This window comes from Lolliginicoccus suaedae, from assembly GCF_008312885.1.
GTDB lineage: Bacteria > Actinomycetota > Actinomycetes > Mycobacteriales > Mycobacteriaceae > Lolliginicoccus > Lolliginicoccus suaedae.
The window spans coordinates 684,349-703,071 of record NZ_VSSO01000001.1 but is presented as its reverse complement, the minus strand read 5'-3'; the positions used below and the strand labels follow the sequence as shown (position 1 = coordinate 703,071).

The following is an 18,723-nucleotide window of genomic DNA, read 5'->3' as shown; positions in this document are numbered from 1 at the left end:
CCCTCGCCACCGCTAGGCTCGGCCCATGGATTGCGCGCCCCTGCTCCAGCATCTGCTCACCACTGCCGCGACGGCCCCCGCCCGGGAGACCACGGCCGAGTTCTGGGACCGGCACTGCGAGGCCGCGCGCCGGTTCCCGCATCCGGTCGATGCCGCGGCCGCCGCGGGGTTCGGGGCGGGCAGCGTCGGGCTCGCGTTCGGATCGGGCTACCAGGTCGCGCTGCGCGTCCTCGATCCTGGGCTCGGCGAGGGCATCGCGGCAATGTGCGTCACCGAGGCAGGCGGAGGCCATCCACGGGCGATCACCACCTCCATCCGGCCCGCCGATGACGGAGGATGGGTGCTCAGTGGCACGAAGACGTTCGTCACGTTCGGGCCCGAGGCGTCCGAGCTGCTCGTCGCCGTCAGCGCGGGAGCCTCCCCAGAAGGTCGCAACCTCCTGCGCGTCGCACGGGTGCGGGTGGACCAGCCTGGTGTGACGGTGACGGCGCGGCCACCGCTACCGATGGTCCCTGAGCTGCCGCACGGCGAGGTCGAGCTCGATGAGGTCCACATTGCTGATCTGCTCGATGGCGACGGCTACTCCCGCTATATCAAGCCGTTCCGCACCATCGAGGACATCCACGTCACCGCAGCGTTGCTGGGATGGCTGCTCCGTGTCGGACGACAATCGGGGTGGCCGCGAGAGATCCAGCAGCAGCTCGTCGCCACGGTAGTAACCCTGCGCGCCATGAGCGACAGCGATCCCGCATCGCCAGCGGTGCACATCGCCCTGGCGGGTGCCCTGGACTCGTTCGCCCGGCTCGTTGAGCAGCTCGAACCCCTGTGGGCGGATGCGGATCGAGGTGTCGCGGCGATGTGGCAGCGGGACAAGGCGCTGCTGGGCATCGCTGGCCGCGCACGCTCGGCACGGCTCGACACAGCGTGGGCGGCAATCATCGCGGCACGGAGCCAATAGCAGCCACCGTATGCTGGCGAGGTGGACGAGGATGCGACGACCAGGTTCTTCACCGACGCCGATGCCGTGAGCACCAGGCTCGAGGCCGAGGGCTACCTGCCCGATGAGGACACCGCGCTGACGGTGTTCCTCGCCGACGTGCTCGGCAAGCCGCTGCTGATCGAGGGCCCGGCGGGGGTGGGCAAGACCGAGCTCGCCAAGGCCGTGGCCAGCGCCGCCCAGGTGCCACTGATCCGCTTGCAGTGCTACGAGGGCCTCGACGAATCACGCGCGCTGTATGAGTGGAACTACTCCAAGCAGCTGCTGAGCATCCAGGCCACCAAGGATGCCGATGGCCTCTCCGATGACGTGTTCAGCGAGCGCTTCCTGCTCACCAGGCCACTGCTGACCGCGATTCGCAGCGAGGCGCGCTGTGTCCTGCTGATCGACGAGATCGATAAGACGGACCTCGAGTTCGAGGGCCTGCTGCTCGAGATCCTGTCGGACTTCCAGGTCACGATCCCCGAGCTCGGCACCATGACGGCCACCGCCAAGCCGTTCGTGGTGCTGACCTCCAACGCGAGCCGGGAGCTGTCCGAGGCGCTCAAGCGCCGCTGCCTGTACCTCAATATGGAGTACCCGTCGATCGAGCGGGAGCGCGAGATCATCCAGCGCCGCATCCCGGGCATCGACGAGACCCTGGCACGCCAGCTCGCCGAGACCGTGGAGGCGTTGCGCGGCCTGGAGCTGAAGAAGGCCCCCTCGATCGCCGAGACCCTGGACTGGGGACGCACGCTGCGAGCACTGGGCACGACCCGGCTCGACGGGCGCACCATCACGCGGACCCTGGGCGTGGTGCTCAAGCATGCCTCCGATCATGCGAAGGCGATCACCGGCCTGAAGCTCGCGGAGTAGCCGCATGCTCGACCGCCACCTCGGTTTCCTGCAGGCGCTCCGCGACGCTGGCGTGCCTGCCTCGACGTCCGAGGGTCTCGACGCGCTCCGCGGCATCGCGGCATTGCCCGCGCTCGATCGGCGCAAGCTCCATGCTCTGTATGGGGCAACGCTGGTCAAGCGGCAGTCCCACCGGCAGCTCTTCGACACCCTGTTCGACCTGTGGTTCCCCGATGACGCGACGGCGCGGGAGCAGCGCGCGGAGCCACCCGCGGAGCCCGCCGCCAAGGCGCAGGCCCTGCGCGGCGAGCTCGCGGAATCAGTCCTCGACGGCGACGACGCCGGGCTGTACGAGGTCGCGCGCGAGGCGGTCGGGCAGCTAGGGCAGATCCCCAGCGCTCGCGGGACGGGAACATCGTGGTCCCCGGCGACCGTGATCACCACCATCTCGCCCCGGACCCTCATGGCTGGACTGATGCGTGCCGCCGCTGAGGAACCCGCCATGCCCACGGCGATCGCCCGCGCCCGGTTCGACGCCCGGCTCCAGCGCTTCGAGGAGCTCGTCGAGGCCGAGGCACGGCGACGCATCCTCGAGGACCAGGGTGCCGGCGCGGAAGCGGTGCGCGTGCAACCGCTGGAGATGGTGAGCTTCGCCGCCGCCTCGCAGTCAGAGATCGCCGAGATGCGGCGGCAGTTGCATCCGCTCGCCCGGCGGCTCGCGGCGCGGATGAGCATGAAGCGGCACCACGGCCGGAGGGGCGCGCTGGATTTCCGGCGGACCATCCGCGCCTCGCTCGCCACCGGGGGCGTCCCGGTCAACCTGAAGCATCGCCCGAAGCGCCCGCACCGCCCCGAGCTCGTCGTGCTGTGCGACATCAGCGCGTCGGGGGCAACGTTCGCGCGTTTCGCGCTGCTCTTGCTCGCGGCATTGCAGCAGGAGTTCGCCCGCGTGCGGTCGTTCGTGTTCATCAGTACGCCCGAGGAGGTCACGGAGCACTTCGCCCGGAACAGCGACGCTCTCGACGCTCTCACGGCCATGGAGGGCGCGATCACGCAGCAGGTAATGGGCAGCGGAACCGACTACGGGAAGGTCTTGCGCGGCTTCACCGACACCTACGCTGATGCCCTCACGCCAAGAACGACCCTCCTCATCATCGGTGATGCCCGCGCGAACAACCTCCCGCCCCGGGCAGACGCAGTGGCGGAACTAGCCGGTCGGTCCCGCCGGGCCTACTGGCTCAACCCCGAGCCGCGCGCGAGCTGGGGGACCGGCGACTCCGCGGCGCTCGAGTACGCCGAGGTGATCGACATGCTCGAGTGCCGCAATCTCGGGCAACTGGCCGAGGTGATCGAGGAGCTGGGCTAGCTGCCCGCTGCACCGGATGCCGATCAGCGCCGACGGCTTCGAGCGCGACTCCGGCTCGGAGCCACGCCAGTCCACCGGGTGAACGCGTGCGTGAAGCTCGCCGTTTCCGCATAGCCAAGACGGAGCGCAATCTCTTCGATCGGCATGTCTTGAGCGAGAAGTCTTTCGGCGAGGGTCCATCGAACGTCTTCGGCGAGCGCCCGGAACGACGTTCCTTCGTCGGTCAGTCTGCGGCGGAGCGTCCGTGGGTCGAGATGGAGCTCGTCGGCGACGGTCTGCATCGATGGGAAATGCGCTGGATCGTTGAGCAGCCGGCTGCGGATCTGACCGGCCAGCCCAACACGCGCGAGCCGACGATCGAGGACTTCGGCACACTGCCGCTCGAAGAGCCTGGCGGTGTTCGGATCAGCCTGCGGGAGCGGAGCATCGAGCATTCCCGGCGGCCCTGCAATGCGGTTGCGTGCCCGGTTGGGCCGGATCTCAGCCGTTGCCGACCACGTGCGCACGAGACGTTCAGCCCGCTCCTCGTCGAGAGTGGTCTCGATCCACTCCGGCGCGAGCTCGACGCCGGCTCCCCTGAGCACGGCGGCGAAGCCCGCGAGATCCCGCTCGACAATGAATGGCCGCACGTCGGCAGGAATCTCGGTGTCGTCAGCGACGATGTACAAGTGAGTGGAGTCGGAGTCGACCGACAGGCGAACGTGCGACGGCGCGAGCGCGAGGTAGGGCGCAATACGTTCGAGGCCTTCTCGCACCGTGGCGCTGGCCAGGAACGTGAAACCGACGATCCCGGCCCGGCCAAAGGTGCTGAAGCCGCCGACCTCGATCCCCTGGCCGGTGTGGTCACCGAGCTTGCCGACGATGTTGCGGACAACGGCGAATTCCTGGTGCGCCCAGATCTCGGTCGTCTCGTCAACCAGATCTGCCTCGGTCAGTCCGGTTCCCGCTAGCACCTCGGCGATGGTCATGTGACCGGTGACGCCTTGTGCCATGATTCGCACGCCTTCAGTGCCGCGCGGCACTGACCATGCGGGCGCTGCAGCCATAGCCATTGTCCGAAGTTATCAAATAACCGCCCGAAGCGAACATTCTTCTGGAACCGTGATCGCCCTACCGTTGTTCTCATGACCACCCTAGATGTCGTCCGGCAAGCAGCCCTCTCCGAGGAGATCCAGGATCTCTACGCCCGCACGAAGGCGAAGGTCGGCGAGGAGGACCTCGCCCACATCCGGGCCGTCAGCGCCTACTCGAAGGCCATCGATGCCCGGCGCCGCGAACTGCTCCGCTCGGGCGGCCCGAGGGCGGTGAGCCGGGCGGTGGTTCTGGAGATGCTGTATCGGCTTCTGCAGTTCTCCGAGCTGGGCCACAACATCATTCACGGGTCCTATGACCACCTGCCGAACGCGGGTGAGTTTCATTCCGACCGTTACCAGTGGGACTTCAACGTCGATATCGCCGAGTGGAAGGTGATGCATCACGAGGGACATCACCCGAACACGAACATTCTCGGTCGCGACCACGATCTCGGTTACAGCGTCGTGCGCGCCCAGGCCGGACAGGACTGGTTCGGCCACCACGCGCTGCAGCTCCTCCTGGTCGGCGCGGCAACGCCGTTCTTCCCTCAGGTGGCGCCGTTCGTCGTGACGAACGCGTCCCGGCAGATGAAGAGCGCGCCGTTCTTCAGTGTCGACACCTTGCGCGTCCCCGCCCGCGTCGCCTACCGCGACACGGTGCGCCGGCTCATCACCGAACCCCGCGCAGCAGGTACGCGGTTTCTTCCGACGCTGCTTGGCAATCACGTCGGTGGGGTCGCCGGCTACCTCGCCGTGCTGTTCCTGGTGATCATCGAGCACCATGCTGGTGACGTCGAAGTGTTTCCGGAGCCCGGTCCCGACGAGACGCGCGACGAGTACTACACCAGGCAGATCCGTGCGACGCGGAACTTCCTGCGCAACGACAAGCTTGATTCGATGCTCGCGCGCATCCTCGAGGAGGAGGTGCCGTTCGAGAACCGGCCGGACTTCCGTATTTTCTACGGCGGCTTGGACACTCACATCGAGCACCACCTGTTTCCCGACCTGCCGCCCAACCGGCAGCGCGAGATCGCGCCGCAGGTCAAGGAGATCGCGCTCCGCCATGGCCTGCCCTACCACGAGACACCGATCGGCGACACCGCGGCGTTGTTGGTGCAGGCTCTCGCCGGGCTGTCGGTTCCGGTAGGGGAGCGCGAGAGCTCGAGCCCGCGGCGATTGCTGAAGCAGCCGCTGTCCCTGGCTCGGCGCGTTGTCGCCGGCGCGAAGTATCGCTTGCTCCCGGATGCTCCCTACCTCGACAAGCCGCGCTGGTACAACGTTCCGGCACGCGTCGTCGCGACGCAGGAACTGGCCAGCGGTCGCGCCCGGCTGGTTCGGCTCGAGAAGCCGCACGGATGGGACGACGTGCGATGGGAAGCCGGCGCCTTCATCTCGGTGCGGGTCGAGCACCGTGGAGAATCGCTCGTGCGCCAGTACAGCCTGGTGCACGACAGCGACGGCTCCGACACGATGGATATCTGCATCAAGCGGGTTGACGGCGGACGAGTCTCGAACGCGTTGAACGACACGCTGGACTCAGGCGCCTACGTGACCGTTGTCGGTGCCCCCACCACGACCGGCGGCCTCATCATGACCGAGGTTCCCGCGAAATCACTGTTCGTGGCCGGTGGTGTCGGGATCACGCCGATCATCAGCCAGCTGCGCCGGATCGCCCGCGAACGCAACGCCAGCGACGCGGGAGCGGAGCCAGCGGAGCGACCATCGGACGCAGGAGCGGAGCCTGCGGAGCGACCATCAGACGCGGTGCTCCTGTACTTCAACCGCGACAAGCAGTCGACGCTCTTCGAGCGCGAGATTCGCGAGCTCGGGCGCAAGTCCGGCATCCGAGTGCACCTGTTCACCGGCGAGCAACCGGCGGCGACCCTGATCGAGCAACTCGTTGCCGACGCGCACGAGCGCGAGACGTTCGTCTGCGCTCCAGGCGGACTTGTCGACGCGGTTCGCGGATGCCTGGCTGGCCTCGGGCAACCGTCACAGTTGTTCCACACCGAATCGTTCACACCACCAGAGCTGGTACGACCCGTCGACGACGGTCGCCGCTACACCGTGAACTTCCGGCGCAGCGATCGCAAGGTCGAGATCGACGGCGCGACAACCTTGCTCGAAGCGGCTTCCCGAGCCGGAATCTCGGTACCGACCGGATGCCGTCGCGGTCTGTGCCGAGCCTGCGTCACCCCGAAGCTCAGTGGCAGGACGCAGAACGAGGACTCCGGCACCGGTGTCCAGCGGATCACAGTGTGCGACAGCCTGGCTTGCTCGGACATCGACCTGGATCTGTGAGGGAACACATCGTCGCGGGCAGTGGCTGCCCGGACACACATCCGACAACAGGAGAAATGCAATGATTCCGTACTCGATCCAGGTACTTGCCTACAAGCAGCTTCAGTCCGCGATGAAGATCGGCGCGAAGATCCTGAGCTTCCGGCAGCCGGAACTGTTCAGCGGACCGGGGTCGTCGCTCGACCTGTGCGACCACATCGCGAAGTCCGGCGTCCGCAAGGTGCTGCTCGTCAGCGATGAGTTCCTGCTGCAGATCGGGTTGCTCCAACCCATGATCGACCGGCTCGAGTCGCACGGCGTGAACGTCGTCGCGTATACCGGCGTCCAGCCCGATCCCACGATCGAGCAGGTCGAGGCCGGTCTCGCGATGCTGCGCCAGCACGGCAGCGAAGCAGTACTGGCGATCGGCGGCGGCTCGTCCATCGACGCCGCCAAGATGGTGGCGGCGCGCGCCCGGAACCCGCTCAAGATCGTCCACATGGGCGGCCTGTTCCGAGTGATCGTTCCACCGCTGCCGCTCTACGCGATTCCGACGACTGCGGGAACCGGGTCGGAAGCGACGATCGGAGCGGTGATCTCGGACCCGGAAACGACTCGGAAATTCGTCGTCATGGACCCGAAGCTGGTACCGCTCGCCGCCGCGCTGGACGCCACCCTGATGACAGGACTCCCAGCAGCGGGAACCACCGCGACCGGCATGGATGCGTTGACCCACGCGGTCGAGGCATACCTCTCCAGCAACGCGACTCCCGCCACCGACGCCGAAGCGCTCGAGGCGACGCGGCTGGTCATGGAGAACCTTCCCCAGGTCTTGCACGACGGCACCGATCTCGAGGCACGCCAGCGCATGGCGATCGCGTCCTACAAGGCCGGCGTCGCGATCACGACCGCGGGCATCGGCTGGGTGCACGCGATCTCGCACAACCTCGGCGCCCTGTATCACTTGCCGCACGGGTACCTCAACGCCATCATCCTGCCGCGTGTTCTCGATCTCTATCGACCGGTATGCCAGGCACGCCTAGCGGACCTGGCGCGGGCGAGCGGGCTCGAGGGCACGGATGGGGCTGCTCTGGCGGATGCGTTCATCGCGCACGTCCGCGAACTGAATGTCCAGTTCGGCATCCCCGCACAGGTCGACAAGCTCCAGGACGCCGACATCGCGCAGATCGTCGAGCGCGCCATGAGCGAGACCCACTGGAACTACGCGGTTCCGGTGTACATGGACAAGACGCGGACGGAACGGATGGTCCGCGACATGCTCCCGGCAACGGCCTGACGGAGCCTGGCGAGCTGGCTCGATACCGCATCCCACGACCCTGGGATTCAGTCCCAACAAGTACAACCAGTGATCAATGAGAAGGAATCAGACCACAATGAATCTTGACGGAAAGCTCGCGCTCGTTACCGGAGCCTCGTCGGGCATCGGGGAGGCGACAGCACTCGCCCTCGCGGAAAAGGGTGCGCACGTCATCCTCGTCGCCCGGACCCCAGAGCCACTGGATTCAGTCGTGGCGAGCATCAGGCGTGCCGGTGGCCGTGCCGATGCGATACCGGCAGATGTCGGGTCGATTCAGGGCGTTCGCGCCATGGCCAGCCAGGTTCTCGAGCGCTGGGGCGTGCCGGATGTGATCGTCAACAACGCGGGTTCCGGTCGTTTCCTGTTCATCGATGAAACGGATCCCGAAGAGGCCGTGGCGATGATGACCGTGCCCTACTTCGCCGCGTTCTACGTCACCCGGGCCTTCGTCGAAGGGATGGTGGAACGCGGGTCTGGCGCCATCCTGCAGATCAACACCCCGGCTGCCACGATCCCCTGGCCGGGCGCGGTCGGCTACGCGTCCAGCCGCTACGCATTGCGCGGCTTCACTGACGCGTTGCGCCAGGACCTCCGCGGCACTGGAATCCGCGTCAGCTCTGTTACTCCAGCCAAGGTGTCAAGCCCGTACTTCGATCGCCACCCCGGTGCCGAAGATCGCATTCCCGGGATCGAGAAGCTCATCGGCACGATGACTCCGGATCAGGTCGCCCGAGTGGTCATCCGGACGCTCGAAGAGGGCAGGCGTGACGTGCACACGCCGTGGCGCTGGGCCGCGATCGAGCCGTTCGCCCGGGCATTCCCGGCCCCGATGAGCTGGCTCATGTGGAGAACCGGCACCCGGCACCCGGCCGCGATGGCCTCGTCAACCTCGCGCGACTGACCGAGGTGATCGAGGAGCTGGGCTAGCTGCCCGCGGATCCAGTGGACAGGCAGATCGAGCCGGTGCAGGGCTCCGGGCCGATGGTGATCACCGACACCGTGTCGTCGCCGGCGTTGGTGACGTAGACGCGGGTGCCATCGGGTGTGACCGCCACCCCTCCCGGGTTGGTGCCGACGGGGATGGTCTCGATGACCGTGTTGGTGGCCGTGGCGATGATCGACACGATGTCGCCGCCGTTGTTGGTGACGTAGACGCGAGCGCCATCGGGGGTGACCGCCAACCGTCGTGGCTCGGCGCCCACTGGGATCGTCTCGACAACGGTGTTGGTGGCGGTATCGAGCACCGACACGGTGCCGTTGCTGTTGCTGTTGACGATGTAGGCGCGGGTGCCGTCGGGGCTGATCGCCACCCCGCCGGGCACGGTGCCCACTGCGACGGTGGCGGTGACAGTATTTGTCGCGGTGTCGATCACCGAAGCCGTGCCGTCGCTGGAGTTGGTGACGTAGACGCGGGTGCCGTCAGGGGTGATGGCCATCCCGTCTGGGGTATTGCCGACAGGGATCGTCCCGGTGACGGTGTTGGCTGTGGTGTCGACCACCGACACTGTGTTGTCGACAGTGTTGACGATGTAGGCGGTCGAGCCGCCGGGAGTGATCGCCACCACGCGAGGGGCCTGTCCCACAGGGATGGGTGCGCCGATAACCGTGTTTGTTGCGGTGTCGATGACCGACACTGTGTTGTCGAGTTGGTTGACGATGTAGGCGCGAGTGCCGTCGGGGGTGATGGCCACCCCGGCCAGCCCGAAGCTCAAGGGGATCGTGGCAGTGACGGTGTTGGTGGCAGTCTCGATCACCGATACGGAGCTGCCGGCGAAGTTGGCGACGTAGGCGCTGGCGCCGTCAGGCGTGATGGCCACCCTCCCCGGGATGCTACCGACGGGGACGATGTCGGTGACGGTGTCCGCCGTGGCTGTCGTGGTAGTCAGCGCCGGGGCAAGCAGGCCCATGAGCGCGATCAGCACGGCGGCGAGCTGGGCGCGGCGGCGCCTCGGGCGAGGGCTGTTGTGGGAGGGCGCTGTGGCGGGGAGTGCCGTGGTCATGGTGCTGGTTTCCTTGTCTGGTCCGCGAGGGCGGGCTCGAGCGGGGGGTTACCGCTGCCTGTTGCTGGCCTAGCTCCCCGCGGATCCGGTGGGCAGGCAGATCAAGCCGGTGCATTCGGCCGGTGCGATCTCCAGCACCGCGTTGGTGGTGGCGTCGGGGGCGATGCCGTTGGCGGCGGTGACGGTGATCGGGAAGCTTCCGGCTTCGGTGGGGGTGCCCGACAGGGTGCCGTGGGGGTTCAGCACGAGCCCGGCGGGAAGCGGATCCATCGTGGTGACGGTGGGGGCAGGCTGGCCGGTGACAGTGAAGTCGAAACTGAACGGCTCGCCGACGACGCCGGCGGGAGGCGTGCCAGTGATGGCGGGCGCGACTTCGGCCATGATGACCGACACAGTGTCGTCGAACGCGTTAGTGACGTAGACGGTGCTGCCGTTGGGGGTGATCGCCACATCGCGCGGGCCGTTGCCCACGGTGATGGTGTCGATCACCATGTTCGTGGCGGTGTCGATCACCGACACGTTGGCCGAGTCGTTGTTGGCGATATAGGCGCGGGAGCCGTCGGGGGTGATGGCCACGCCTAGCGGTGCGGCACCAACTGGGACCGGGGCGCCCGTGACTGTGTTCGTGGCGGTGTCGATCACCGACACTGTGTCGTCGTCCTCGTTGGTGACGTAGACAGCTGCCCCGTCCGGGGTGGCCGCGACCTCGATGGGGCGGTTTCCGACGCCGATGGTAGTGGTGACGGTGTTGGTGGTGGTGTCGATCACCGACACCGAGTCACCTGTTCTGTTAGCGACGTAGACGGTGGAGCCGTCTGGGTCGACCGTGACGCCCTCGGGGGCGTCGCCGACAGGGACCGTGGCAATCACCGTATTGGTGGCAGTGTCGATCACCTGCACCTGGTCAGTGGTGGTCACAGTGACGTAGGCAGTGCTGCCGTCCGGGCTGAGCGCCACCGCGAGCGGAATGGACCCAACAGTGATGGTGCCGGTGACCATGTTGGTGGTGGTGTCGATCACCGACACGAAATCGGTGAAGGCATTGGCAACGTAGACGGTGGTGCCGTCCGGGCTCACTGCTAGCCCTTGCGGAACAGTCCCGACGGTGATTGGTGCGCCGACGACCGTATTGGTCGAGGTGTCGATGACCGACACCGACGCATCACCGCCGTTGGTGACGTAGGCACGGGTGCCGTCCGGGGTGACCGCGACTCCTTGCGGGGTGCCGCCCACTGGGATCGTGTCGGTCACGGTGTCTGCAGCGGCGGGCAGGGCGGGGACGAGAGCTACGCAGAGCGCGAGGAGCACGATCCGGGGTATCGAGTGCTGTGTTGTTCGGGGCTTGTCGGTGATCGTGGTCATCGGCGTTCCTCGTGTCGGGGGATCGAGCCGCTGGAGGCATGTCGTGGCCTTGGTCAGCCAGCAGGAAGGGTGTGCTCGAACTCTGGCACAGGAGAACCACAGGCCCCGCGCGAACCAATAGATTCATTGAGTAACAATCCGGGAAACGCCCGGCTAGCTGATCGCCGCGGCGACCTCGGCCTGCAGTGTCGTGAGATCCGCGTGATCGCTGATCAGCAGCAGGCCGATCTCCCCGACGACGATCGTGCCCCAGTTGAGCAGCAACACCCTTGGCCGCTGTCGCGGGTCGCGCAGCAGGCCACCGAGGGCGCGGGCGAGCTGAGCGCTAGCGCGCTGGAGGCGTAGTAGTCGATGCTTGCTTTCGAGTCCATGCCGCGGTAGCAGTGCTGCGCGTCGTGGTTGAACAGGGTGGCGCCGTCGCGGTCAGGCATCGAGAGGGATGAAGTGACGCATCTTTCCCCCGGCGCTGAGCTGTGGCGGTTCGCCGGAGCGCGTGATCGTGAACCGGGCCAGGCCATGCTCGGCGAGCAGCGTGGCGAGCGCGTGGTGGACGCGCGGCCAGGCCTCGTCGAGGTCCGTGCCGTCGGCCGGGAGCATCCGCAGGCGCAGCGTGCTCTCGTCCTCCTGGATCACCTGGAACTGCCGGATGCCGGCGACCCGCTTCTGGAGGGCGATGAGCAGGTGCTGGGCGACCACGGTCGGCTGCCCATCGTCGTTGCGGAGCACATCGGCCTTGCGACCCTGCACCTTGAACGCCGGGTACGGGCTTCCGCACGGGCAGGGATCGGGCCGCTGCAGGACCGCATCGCCGAGCTCGTATCGCAGCACCGGCTGCGTCCTGCGATAGAGCACGCTGATCAGTACCGAGTGCGACAGGGTCCCGGCCGGGGTGGGCGAGTAGTCCGCCTCGACCGGCTCGAAGACCACCCAGTCGGTGAAGACATGATGCCAGCCCTGCGCGCAGCTCTTGCTCAGCCGCAGCGCTTCGTTCGCCGCGTACAGGTCGATCACGCTGGCGCCGAGATGCTTGGTGACCGAGGCCCGGGCCTCGTCGGACAGTGTCTCCCCGGAGACCATCACGATGGCGGGGGAGATGCGCAGCCGACCCGCTGCCTTCTCCCCGGCGAGCAGCTCCACGATCGAGGAAGCGCCGGTGAGCACCGCGGGATCGAAGGCATTGAGCTGCGCGACGAGCTGGGGCAGCGGTTGCAGCGACGAGAAGCGCTGGTGGCGCTTGTTGCCCTCGCCATGCGCCTGGGTCCACAGCGAGACCATCGCGTAGTGCCCAGTGGCTGGCATGATCGTCGCGGCTCGCAAGCCCTTGGCGAGCAAGCGGGCGGTGCGCAGCGGCGAGAGCAGCACCCCTGCCGTGCTCGGGCGATACGCCGGGCCAGAGACGGGGCGCAGCTCGTCGGTCGAGATGACGAACACCCCCCGCCTTCCGGTGGTTCCCGAAGTCGTCGTGAGCAGGTACTTGCCGAGGAACGGGGTGCCGACCATTTCAGGGCGGGCCAGGAAAGCCTCGACCTGCTCGTGGGTGATGCCGCGATCGGTGACCCATCGGTCGAAGTCCGCCATCAGTGCAGGCTTGTGGGTGATCGGCAGCATCGCGGGATCGGTGACGGTATCGGGCAGGTCGCGGTAGAGCTCGGCGAAGAGTGGCGAATGGGCGCGCGCGTGCGAGACCGCCTCGGCCAGCCGTGCGCCCTGCAGGGCCAGCAGGTCGCCGGTGGATAGCTTCGGGCTCGCGAGCAGGTGGCTGAGCACATGCCCTCCGATCATGGATTGCCAGGATTGCGGCCAACAACGAGCCCGCTGAGGCCATATTTGCAGGATCCTGGGGCCATGTCACGGCTCGCGGCTCGCGGCACCCCAGATCGTGGGCCGCTGTCGCCCCGGCGAGAGACATCGGCACCGGGTGTACCCGGCTCGCGCGCACCCGCACGAGGCAACGAATGTTCACTGTTTTCTGGCTCCGGCCTGGCGTTCGTCGCTACGTGTCCGGGAACACACCGCTCCAGCGATAGACATTTCAGTGCACACATGTACTCTGAGTGCATCGGGTCGACCGGCCCAGTACACGTCACAAGCCTGAGGAGTGTAGATGCGTACAGCAATGAGTGTGGTGACGTCATCGCGACCAGGACGACGCGTTCTGGGTTCGTCCATCGCCCGAGCAATGGCAAGCCCCCACAGCGTGGATCGCTACGTCGGGATGATCGACCCCGCATGGTCGCTCACCGACATCCGCGCCGAGGTGACCGCGGTCGAGCGCAAGACCACCGACAGCGTCACGCTCACCCTGCGGCCCAACGCCAACTGGAAGGGCTTCCGGGCAGGGCAGTTCGTGCGCCTCTCCGTCGACATCGACGGCATCCGCCGCACCCGCTGCTACTCGCCCGCCGACTCGCAGTTCCGCCGCGACGGCCGCATCGAGCTCACCATCAAGGTGGACCCCAACGGCCTCGTCTCCCCGTACCTGCGTGACAACGCCAAGCCCGGCATGATCGTCACCCTCTCGGAGGCGCAGGGCGAGTTCTTCGTCCCGCTGCCCCACCCGCGACGCATCCTGCTGATCAGCGGCGGCTCCGGCATCACCCCGGTCATGTCGATGCTGCGGACCCTGTGCGACAAGGCCTACAACGGCAAGATCACCTTCCTGCACTACGCGTTCACCGAGAACGACATCATCTACCGCCGCGAGCTCGACGAGCTCAAGGAGCAGTACCCGACGGTGAAGATCGTCCGGGCGTACACCGAGCAAGAGACCGGCGGCGACCTGCACGGGTACTTCAACCGCGAGCACCTCGAGGCCGCGGAGCCGTACTTCCACGACGCGGAGACCTTCCTCTGCGGACCGCTGCCTCTGATGAACGCGGTGCGCAAGGTCTACGCCGAGGACGGCCTCGATGACCAGCTCCACCTCGAGCAGTTTGCCGCACCCGTGCGCACCGTCCCCTCCGACGACGTCGAGGGCGACCTGGTGTTCACCTTCGCGGACAAGAAGGTCACCAACAACGGCCGCAGCATCCTCGAGCAGGCCGAGGAAGCCGGGCTCACCCCCGAGTACGGCTGCCGCATGGGCATCTGCTTCTCCTGCACCAAGCGCAAGGACTTCGGAACGACCCGCAACGTCATGACCGGCGAGGTGGACTCCGAGGAGGACAAGGACATCCAGATCTGCGTCACCGCGCCGTGCGGCGACGTGAGCATCAACCTCTAGTCACTTCATAACCAACAGTTCCCAAGATCCAACAGCTAAGGACGATAATCATGATCACTACCCACCCCGACCTCACCGCCGACCAGATCGAAGCACTCGGCAAGGACCTCGACGCCATCCGCCAGGAGGTCGTCTCTGACCTCGGCCAGCGCGACGCCGACTACATCCGCAACATCATCGACGTGCAGCGCAAGCTCGAGGTCGCCGGGCGCGCCTTCCTGTGGGCCGGCATCATCCCGCCATTCTGGCTCGCCGGTGTCGCCTCGCTGGGCGCCGCGAAGATCCTCGACAACATGGAGATCGGCCACAACGTCATGCACGGCCAGTACGACTGGATGCAGGACCCCGAGCTGACGTCGAAGAACTTCGAGTGGGACAACACCATCTCCTCCGATAGCTGGCGCTACACCCACAACTACGTGCACCACACCTACACCAACATCGTCGGCAAGGACCACGACGCCAGCGGCTACGGCGTCATGCGCATGACCGAAGAGACCCCGTGGCACCCGATCTGGCTGCTCAACCCGGTCTTCGCGATCCTGCTGCAGTCCTTCTTCCAGTGGGGCACCGCCCTCCAGGAAGCGGAGTCCGAGAAGGTCATCCGCGGCGAGAAGACCTTCGCCGAGGCCCGCGAGAGCTTCGGCCGCGCGCTCGACAAGGGACGCAAGCAGGCGCTCAAGGACTACCTGATCTTCCCGGCGCTCTCCGGCCCGTTCTTCCCGGTCACCTTCGCCGGCAACGTCGCGGCGAACTTCATCCGCAACATCTGGTCCTCCGCGGTCATCTTCAACGGTCACTTCCCCGCCAACGTGCAGGAGTTCTCCATCGAGGAGACCGAGAACGAGTCGAAGGGCGCGTGGTACTACCGCCAGATCCTCGGCTCGGCCAACTTCCACGGCGGTCGGCTCATGCACATCATGTCCGGCAACCTGAGCTTCCAGATCGAGCACCACCTGTTCCCCGATGTCCCGGCGCACCGCTACGCCGAGATGTCCCCGAAGGTCCAGGACGTCTGCGCCAAGTACGGCCTGCCCTACAACACGGGCTCGTTCCTCGGCCAGTTCGGATCGGTCTACAAGAAGATCTTCCGCCTCGCCCTGCCCGACGGCCGCAAGGCCAAGGAGCAGAAGGCACAGCTCGCCAGCGCTAGCACCCCGGCGCGCGAGCTCGTCGCCGCCTGATCCAGTGCGAGCCGGTCCAGCACCGGTCCACGTGAGCCCCGGTTCCCCTCGCGGAGCCGGGGCTCGCTGGCGTGCGGGGGCTCGCGCTCGCATACCGTGAAGGAATGCTGATCGCGTTCTCTGTCGCGCCCTCCGGGGCCGCAAATGATTCGATGTCCGCTGCCGTCGCCGCCGCCGTCACGGTGGTCCGCGCATCCGGCCTGCCCAACCGCACCGACGCGATGTTCACCACCATCGAGGGCGAATGGGACGAGTGCATGGCCGTCGTCAAGCAGGCCTGCGACGCGGTGGGGGAGTTCGGCACCCGCGTGTCCCTCGTGCTCAAGGCCGACATCAGGCCCGGGCATGACGGCGAGATCGAGGGCAAGGTCGCACGGGTCGAGGCACGGCTCGAGCAGTCCTAGCATGACTGTGCCGCTCCACGATTGAATAGTGTGGATCCCATGGGATTCCTGATCGAGCGCTTCGACCACATCGTTGTCAACTGCCGCGATGTGGACGCAATGGCCCGGTGGTACGCGGATGTGCTCGGGATGAGGATCGAGAAGTTCGGGCACACCGGGCGCACGGCGCTCCGGTTCGGTGATCAGAAGATCAACCTCCGACCGCTCGCGGCGCCTGATCATGACCCGCAGTGGGAGACCGGCGCGGTGGAGGCGGCAGGCTCCCAAGACCTGTGCTTGATCACTGACTCCTCGCCGGACGAGGTCCGGGAGCATCTGGATGCCTGCGGCGTCGCTATCATCCGGGGACCGGTCATCAGGACGGGCGCGCTGGGGCCGATCAACTCGCAGTATTGCCGGGACCCTGAGGGCAACCTCATCGAGATCGCGGTATACGTCTAGCAGCTAGCTGGCCTCGGACGGCGCGAGCCCAGCCACGTGGCTCGTTCTCGCGCGCTACTTCTTGCCGAGCTTGTTGTTGATGCGGGTGATCAGCTCGCCGCCGCGAGTGCTGACGAGGTAGATGATGCCTCCGAGGATGGCGAAGCACAGGATCACCAGCAGTGGAACGGCCCGGTACAGGTTGAACAAGGACATCATGGGCACGAGCACCATCGCGGCGATAGCGATCCAGGCGACGATGGTGGTCCAGCGCGGGCCGGTTCGCCGCGGCGCGTCATCGAAGTCGCTATCGTCCCAGGGTTCCTGCCAGGAGGTGTCGGAGTGAGGGCCCATGCCTCCAACCGTACCGGGCCGCGCCACCGGGCCTCGACTGGCGCCCCCTAGCGGCACAGCGCGAGGAATCTGCTGAGGTGACGTGCACGTATCTCACCGCTGGCCAGCACGAGTTCGTCATTCCTGACGATGTGGACAGCCTGGATGTCTCGGCTATCGGCGGGCACGGTGGCGCCGACAACCTCGGCCGTGCTGGCGGACTTGCCGGGACGGCGAGCAGCAGGCTGAATGGCCTCACCGGCACCCTGTTCGTGCTCGTAGGCGGCAACGGCACCAATGGTGTGGTCGGCGGTCGGCCGGAGAAAAAAGTTCGTCAATCCCGCTATAGCGACGAATCACCCACACGCGGTCAAGGTCTCGTGCATGTTCGCCGAGTAGTCTCAGCCTGATCCTAGGCAACGGAGTCCCATCATGCGCACACTGCGACTAGCAGCGACAACGCTGGCATCACTCGGCCTTGCTGTGGGTTGCACCAGTACCACCGATGATGCACCGCCCACCGCCGGGCAGAGCACTCCCGAAGCCGAGTCGATGGATGTTCGTGAGGATCTCGAGCGCCTCTTCACCGACGCGGGTGTCGAAGGCTCCTTTGTCGTATTCGATGCAAGCACCGGCAGCGCGACCGTTGTGGGCGAGGACGACGCGACATCTCCCACTGTCCCTGCATCTACGTTCAAGATTCCGAACAGCCTCATCGCCTTGCACACTGGCGCGGTTGACAATATCGACGAAGTGCTCCCGTATGGCGGCGAGCCGCAATTGCTTCCCGCGTGGGAACGTGACATGAGCATGCGTGAGGCCTTGCCGATTTCGGCTGTGCCGATCTATCAGGAGATCGCGCGGCGGGTCGGGCACGAACGAATGTCTGACATGGTCGAGCAGTTCGGCTACGGCAATGAAGACATCGGCGGTGAAGACACCATCGATACGTTCTGGCTGACAGGCCCGCTCGAGATCACCCCGGTCGAGCAGGCCCGGTTCATGGCACGAGTGGGGGAGCGCGACGTCCCCGTCGCCTCCGAGATCGTCGACGCGATGAGTGAACTTCTCCGCGAGGACCGCGACGATACCGGTCCGGCGGTCTATGGCAAGACCGGTCTTGCATTCGATTTCGATCCAGCGCCCGGCTGGTACGCCGGGTGGGTCGACGATGACGGATCGATCGCGGGGTTCGCGTTGCGGATCGAGGTTGCCGAAGACGGGCAATCCGATCTGCGGGTTCCGCTAGCGCACACGTTCCTCGAGGAGCTTGGCTACCTACCGCAGAGCTGATGCGACGGCCGAGTCCGTATGCGTGGGGCGATGTCATCTTCATCAATCAATGTCTCGGGTCAGTACCCCTAGCGGCACAGCGCGAGGAACTGCCGCAGGATGCGATAGGTCAGCCCCCAGATGATCAGTGGCTCGCCCGATTCCCCGAATGGCACTGTCCATGCTTTCCACGGGCCAAGCCTGGGGTAGGGGTGGCGGGTGCGTGCGGCACGGTCAGCGAGGACCTCGAGGGGGATCCAGCCAGCATCGGCTACCTCGCGCGGATCGAGGATCAGCGGCGTCGGCTGGGGGACAGTGAACACGACGGGCGTGACGACGCCGGAGCCGAACCACCCCTTGATGTCGTCGAGCGCGCCAACGGTGGCTAGGCCGGTGGTGCCGGTCTCCTCGTGGGCCTCGCGGCGCGCGGTAGCGTACCGATCCGCGTCAGCGGGGGAGACCTTGCCGCCGGGCAGCGCGGCATGGCCGGACCAGCGGTCCCCGTCACGCTGGGCCCGACGGATGAACAGTGCCCGTGGCTGCTGCTCGCGGGTGATGATCAGCGCGGTCGCCGCCTGCATGCCACGAGCCTCGACAGCCTCGGGCCGGTGGCGGGCGATGGCCTCGAGCGCGCGATCGACGGAAAACGTCACACCT

Annotated in this window: 18 protein-coding genes; 12 read left to right on the top strand and 6 right to left on the bottom strand. The window is 66.6% G+C overall.

All coding sequences use genetic code 11. The annotated features are described in order from the left end of the window. The first annotated feature begins 25 nt into the window (after positions 1–25). The 3 genes from FXO18_RS03215 to FXO18_RS03205 are packed head-to-tail and all read left to right on the top strand — an operon-like array spanning position 26 to position 3,197. Positions 26–958 carry an acyl-CoA dehydrogenase family protein gene (locus tag FXO18_RS03215; protein ID WP_149359606.1) on the top strand — a complete coding sequence of 311 codons (933 nt, stop codon included), beginning with the start codon at positions 26–28 and terminating at the stop codon, positions 956–958. A gap of 21 nt (positions 959–979) precedes the next feature. After that, the gene (locus FXO18_RS03210) at positions 980–1,852 is read left to right on the top strand and encodes an AAA family ATPase (RefSeq protein ID WP_149359605.1); all 873 of its coding nucleotides are present in this window, start codon (positions 980–982) and stop codon (positions 1,850–1,852) included. 4 nt (positions 1,853–1,856) lie between these two features. Next, positions 1,857–3,197 (top strand): vWA domain-containing protein, encoded by a 1,341-nt coding sequence (locus FXO18_RS03205; RefSeq protein WP_149359604.1) that lies wholly within the window; start codon positions 1,857–1,859, stop codon positions 3,195–3,197. Positions 3,198–3,220: 23 nt separating this feature from the next. On the opposite strand, the gene FXO18_RS03200 is transcribed toward FXO18_RS03205, so the two are convergent. Continuing rightward, the gene (locus FXO18_RS03200; protein WP_235900412.1) at positions 3,221–4,165 is read right to left on the bottom strand and encodes a helix-turn-helix transcriptional regulator; all 945 of its coding nucleotides are present in this window, start codon (positions 4,163–4,165) and stop codon (positions 3,221–3,223) included. 156 nt (positions 4,166–4,321) lie between these two features. Between FXO18_RS03200 and FXO18_RS03195 the strand changes: the two genes are divergently transcribed. From FXO18_RS03195 to FXO18_RS03185, 3 genes are all read left to right on the top strand, one after another. Continuing rightward, positions 4,322–6,571, top strand: coding sequence for a fatty acid desaturase (locus tag FXO18_RS03195; RefSeq protein ID WP_149359602.1), 2,250 nt, complete (start codon positions 4,322–4,324; stop codon positions 6,569–6,571). Between the two features lie 61 nt (positions 6,572–6,632). Then, positions 6,633–7,847 carry an iron-containing alcohol dehydrogenase gene (locus FXO18_RS03190; protein ID WP_149359601.1) on the top strand — a complete coding sequence of 405 codons (1,215 nt, stop codon included), beginning with the start codon at positions 6,633–6,635 and terminating at the stop codon, positions 7,845–7,847. A gap of 97 nt (positions 7,848–7,944) precedes the next feature. Continuing rightward, complete coding sequence (locus tag FXO18_RS03185) at positions 7,945–8,769, top strand: SDR family NAD(P)-dependent oxidoreductase (protein ID WP_149359600.1); 825 nt, start codon at positions 7,945–7,947, stop codon at positions 8,767–8,769. 22 nt (positions 8,770–8,791) lie between these two features. Here the strand turns inward: FXO18_RS03185 and FXO18_RS03180 are convergent, their stop codons facing one another. The 3 genes from FXO18_RS03180 to FXO18_RS03170 all read right to left on the bottom strand — a co-directional run bounded on the left by FXO18_RS03180 (position 8,792) and on the right by FXO18_RS03170 (position 13,012). Further along, positions 8,792–9,868, bottom strand: coding sequence for a beta-propeller fold lactonase family protein (locus FXO18_RS03180; RefSeq protein ID WP_149359599.1), 1,077 nt, complete (start codon positions 9,866–9,868; stop codon positions 8,792–8,794). 69 nt (positions 9,869–9,937) lie between these two features. Next, the gene (locus FXO18_RS03175; protein WP_187774152.1) at positions 9,938–11,230 is read right to left on the bottom strand and encodes a beta-propeller fold lactonase family protein; all 1,293 of its coding nucleotides are present in this window, start codon (positions 11,228–11,230) and stop codon (positions 9,938–9,940) included. A 423-nt stretch (positions 11,231–11,653) separates the two neighbouring features. Beyond that, positions 11,654–13,012 (bottom strand): phenylacetate--CoA ligase family protein, encoded by a 1,359-nt coding sequence (locus FXO18_RS03170; RefSeq protein WP_149359598.1) that lies wholly within the window; start codon positions 13,010–13,012, stop codon positions 11,654–11,656. Between the two features lie 334 nt (positions 13,013–13,346). On the opposite strand from FXO18_RS03170, the gene FXO18_RS03165 reads away from it, so the two are divergent. From FXO18_RS03165 to FXO18_RS03150, 4 genes are all read left to right on the top strand, one after another. Beyond that, positions 13,347–14,453 (top strand): ferredoxin reductase, encoded by a 1,107-nt coding sequence (locus tag FXO18_RS03165; RefSeq protein ID WP_149360075.1) that lies wholly within the window; start codon positions 13,347–13,349, stop codon positions 14,451–14,453. A gap of 50 nt (positions 14,454–14,503) precedes the next feature. Next, positions 14,504–15,637 (top strand): fatty acid desaturase family protein, encoded by a 1,134-nt coding sequence (locus FXO18_RS03160; RefSeq protein WP_149359597.1) that lies wholly within the window; start codon positions 14,504–14,506, stop codon positions 15,635–15,637. A 104-nt stretch (positions 15,638–15,741) separates the two neighbouring features. Next, positions 15,742–16,041 carry a thiamine-binding protein gene (locus FXO18_RS03155; RefSeq protein WP_149359596.1) on the top strand — a complete coding sequence of 100 codons (300 nt, stop codon included), beginning with the start codon at positions 15,742–15,744 and terminating at the stop codon, positions 16,039–16,041. 39 nt (positions 16,042–16,080) lie between these two features. Then, positions 16,081–16,482: a VOC family protein gene (locus FXO18_RS03150; RefSeq protein WP_149359595.1), complete on the top strand. Its 402-nt coding sequence runs from the start codon at positions 16,081–16,083 to the stop codon at positions 16,480–16,482. 54 nt (positions 16,483–16,536) lie between these two features. On the opposite strand, the gene FXO18_RS03145 is transcribed toward FXO18_RS03150, so the two are convergent. Further along, entirely contained in the window at positions 16,537–16,815 is a 279-nt protein-coding gene (locus FXO18_RS03145) for a hypothetical protein (RefSeq protein WP_149359594.1), read from the bottom strand. 77 nt (positions 16,816–16,892) lie between these two features. Between FXO18_RS03145 and FXO18_RS03140 the strand changes: the two genes are divergently transcribed. Further along, on the top strand, positions 16,893–17,204 hold the full coding sequence (locus tag FXO18_RS03140) for a hypothetical protein (protein WP_149359593.1): 312 nt from the start codon (positions 16,893–16,895) through the stop codon (positions 17,202–17,204). A gap of 22 nt (positions 17,205–17,226) precedes the next feature. Beyond that, a complete protein-coding gene (locus tag FXO18_RS03135) occupies positions 17,227–18,087 on the top strand; it encodes a penicillin-binding transpeptidase domain-containing protein (RefSeq protein WP_149359592.1) in 861 nt (286 codons plus the stop codon). Between the two features lie 68 nt (positions 18,088–18,155). On the opposite strand, the gene FXO18_RS03130 is transcribed toward FXO18_RS03135, so the two are convergent. Then, positions 18,156–18,719 (bottom strand): NUDIX hydrolase, encoded by a 564-nt coding sequence (locus FXO18_RS03130; protein ID WP_149359591.1) that lies wholly within the window; start codon positions 18,717–18,719, stop codon positions 18,156–18,158. Positions 18,720–18,723: the final 4 nt, after the last annotated feature.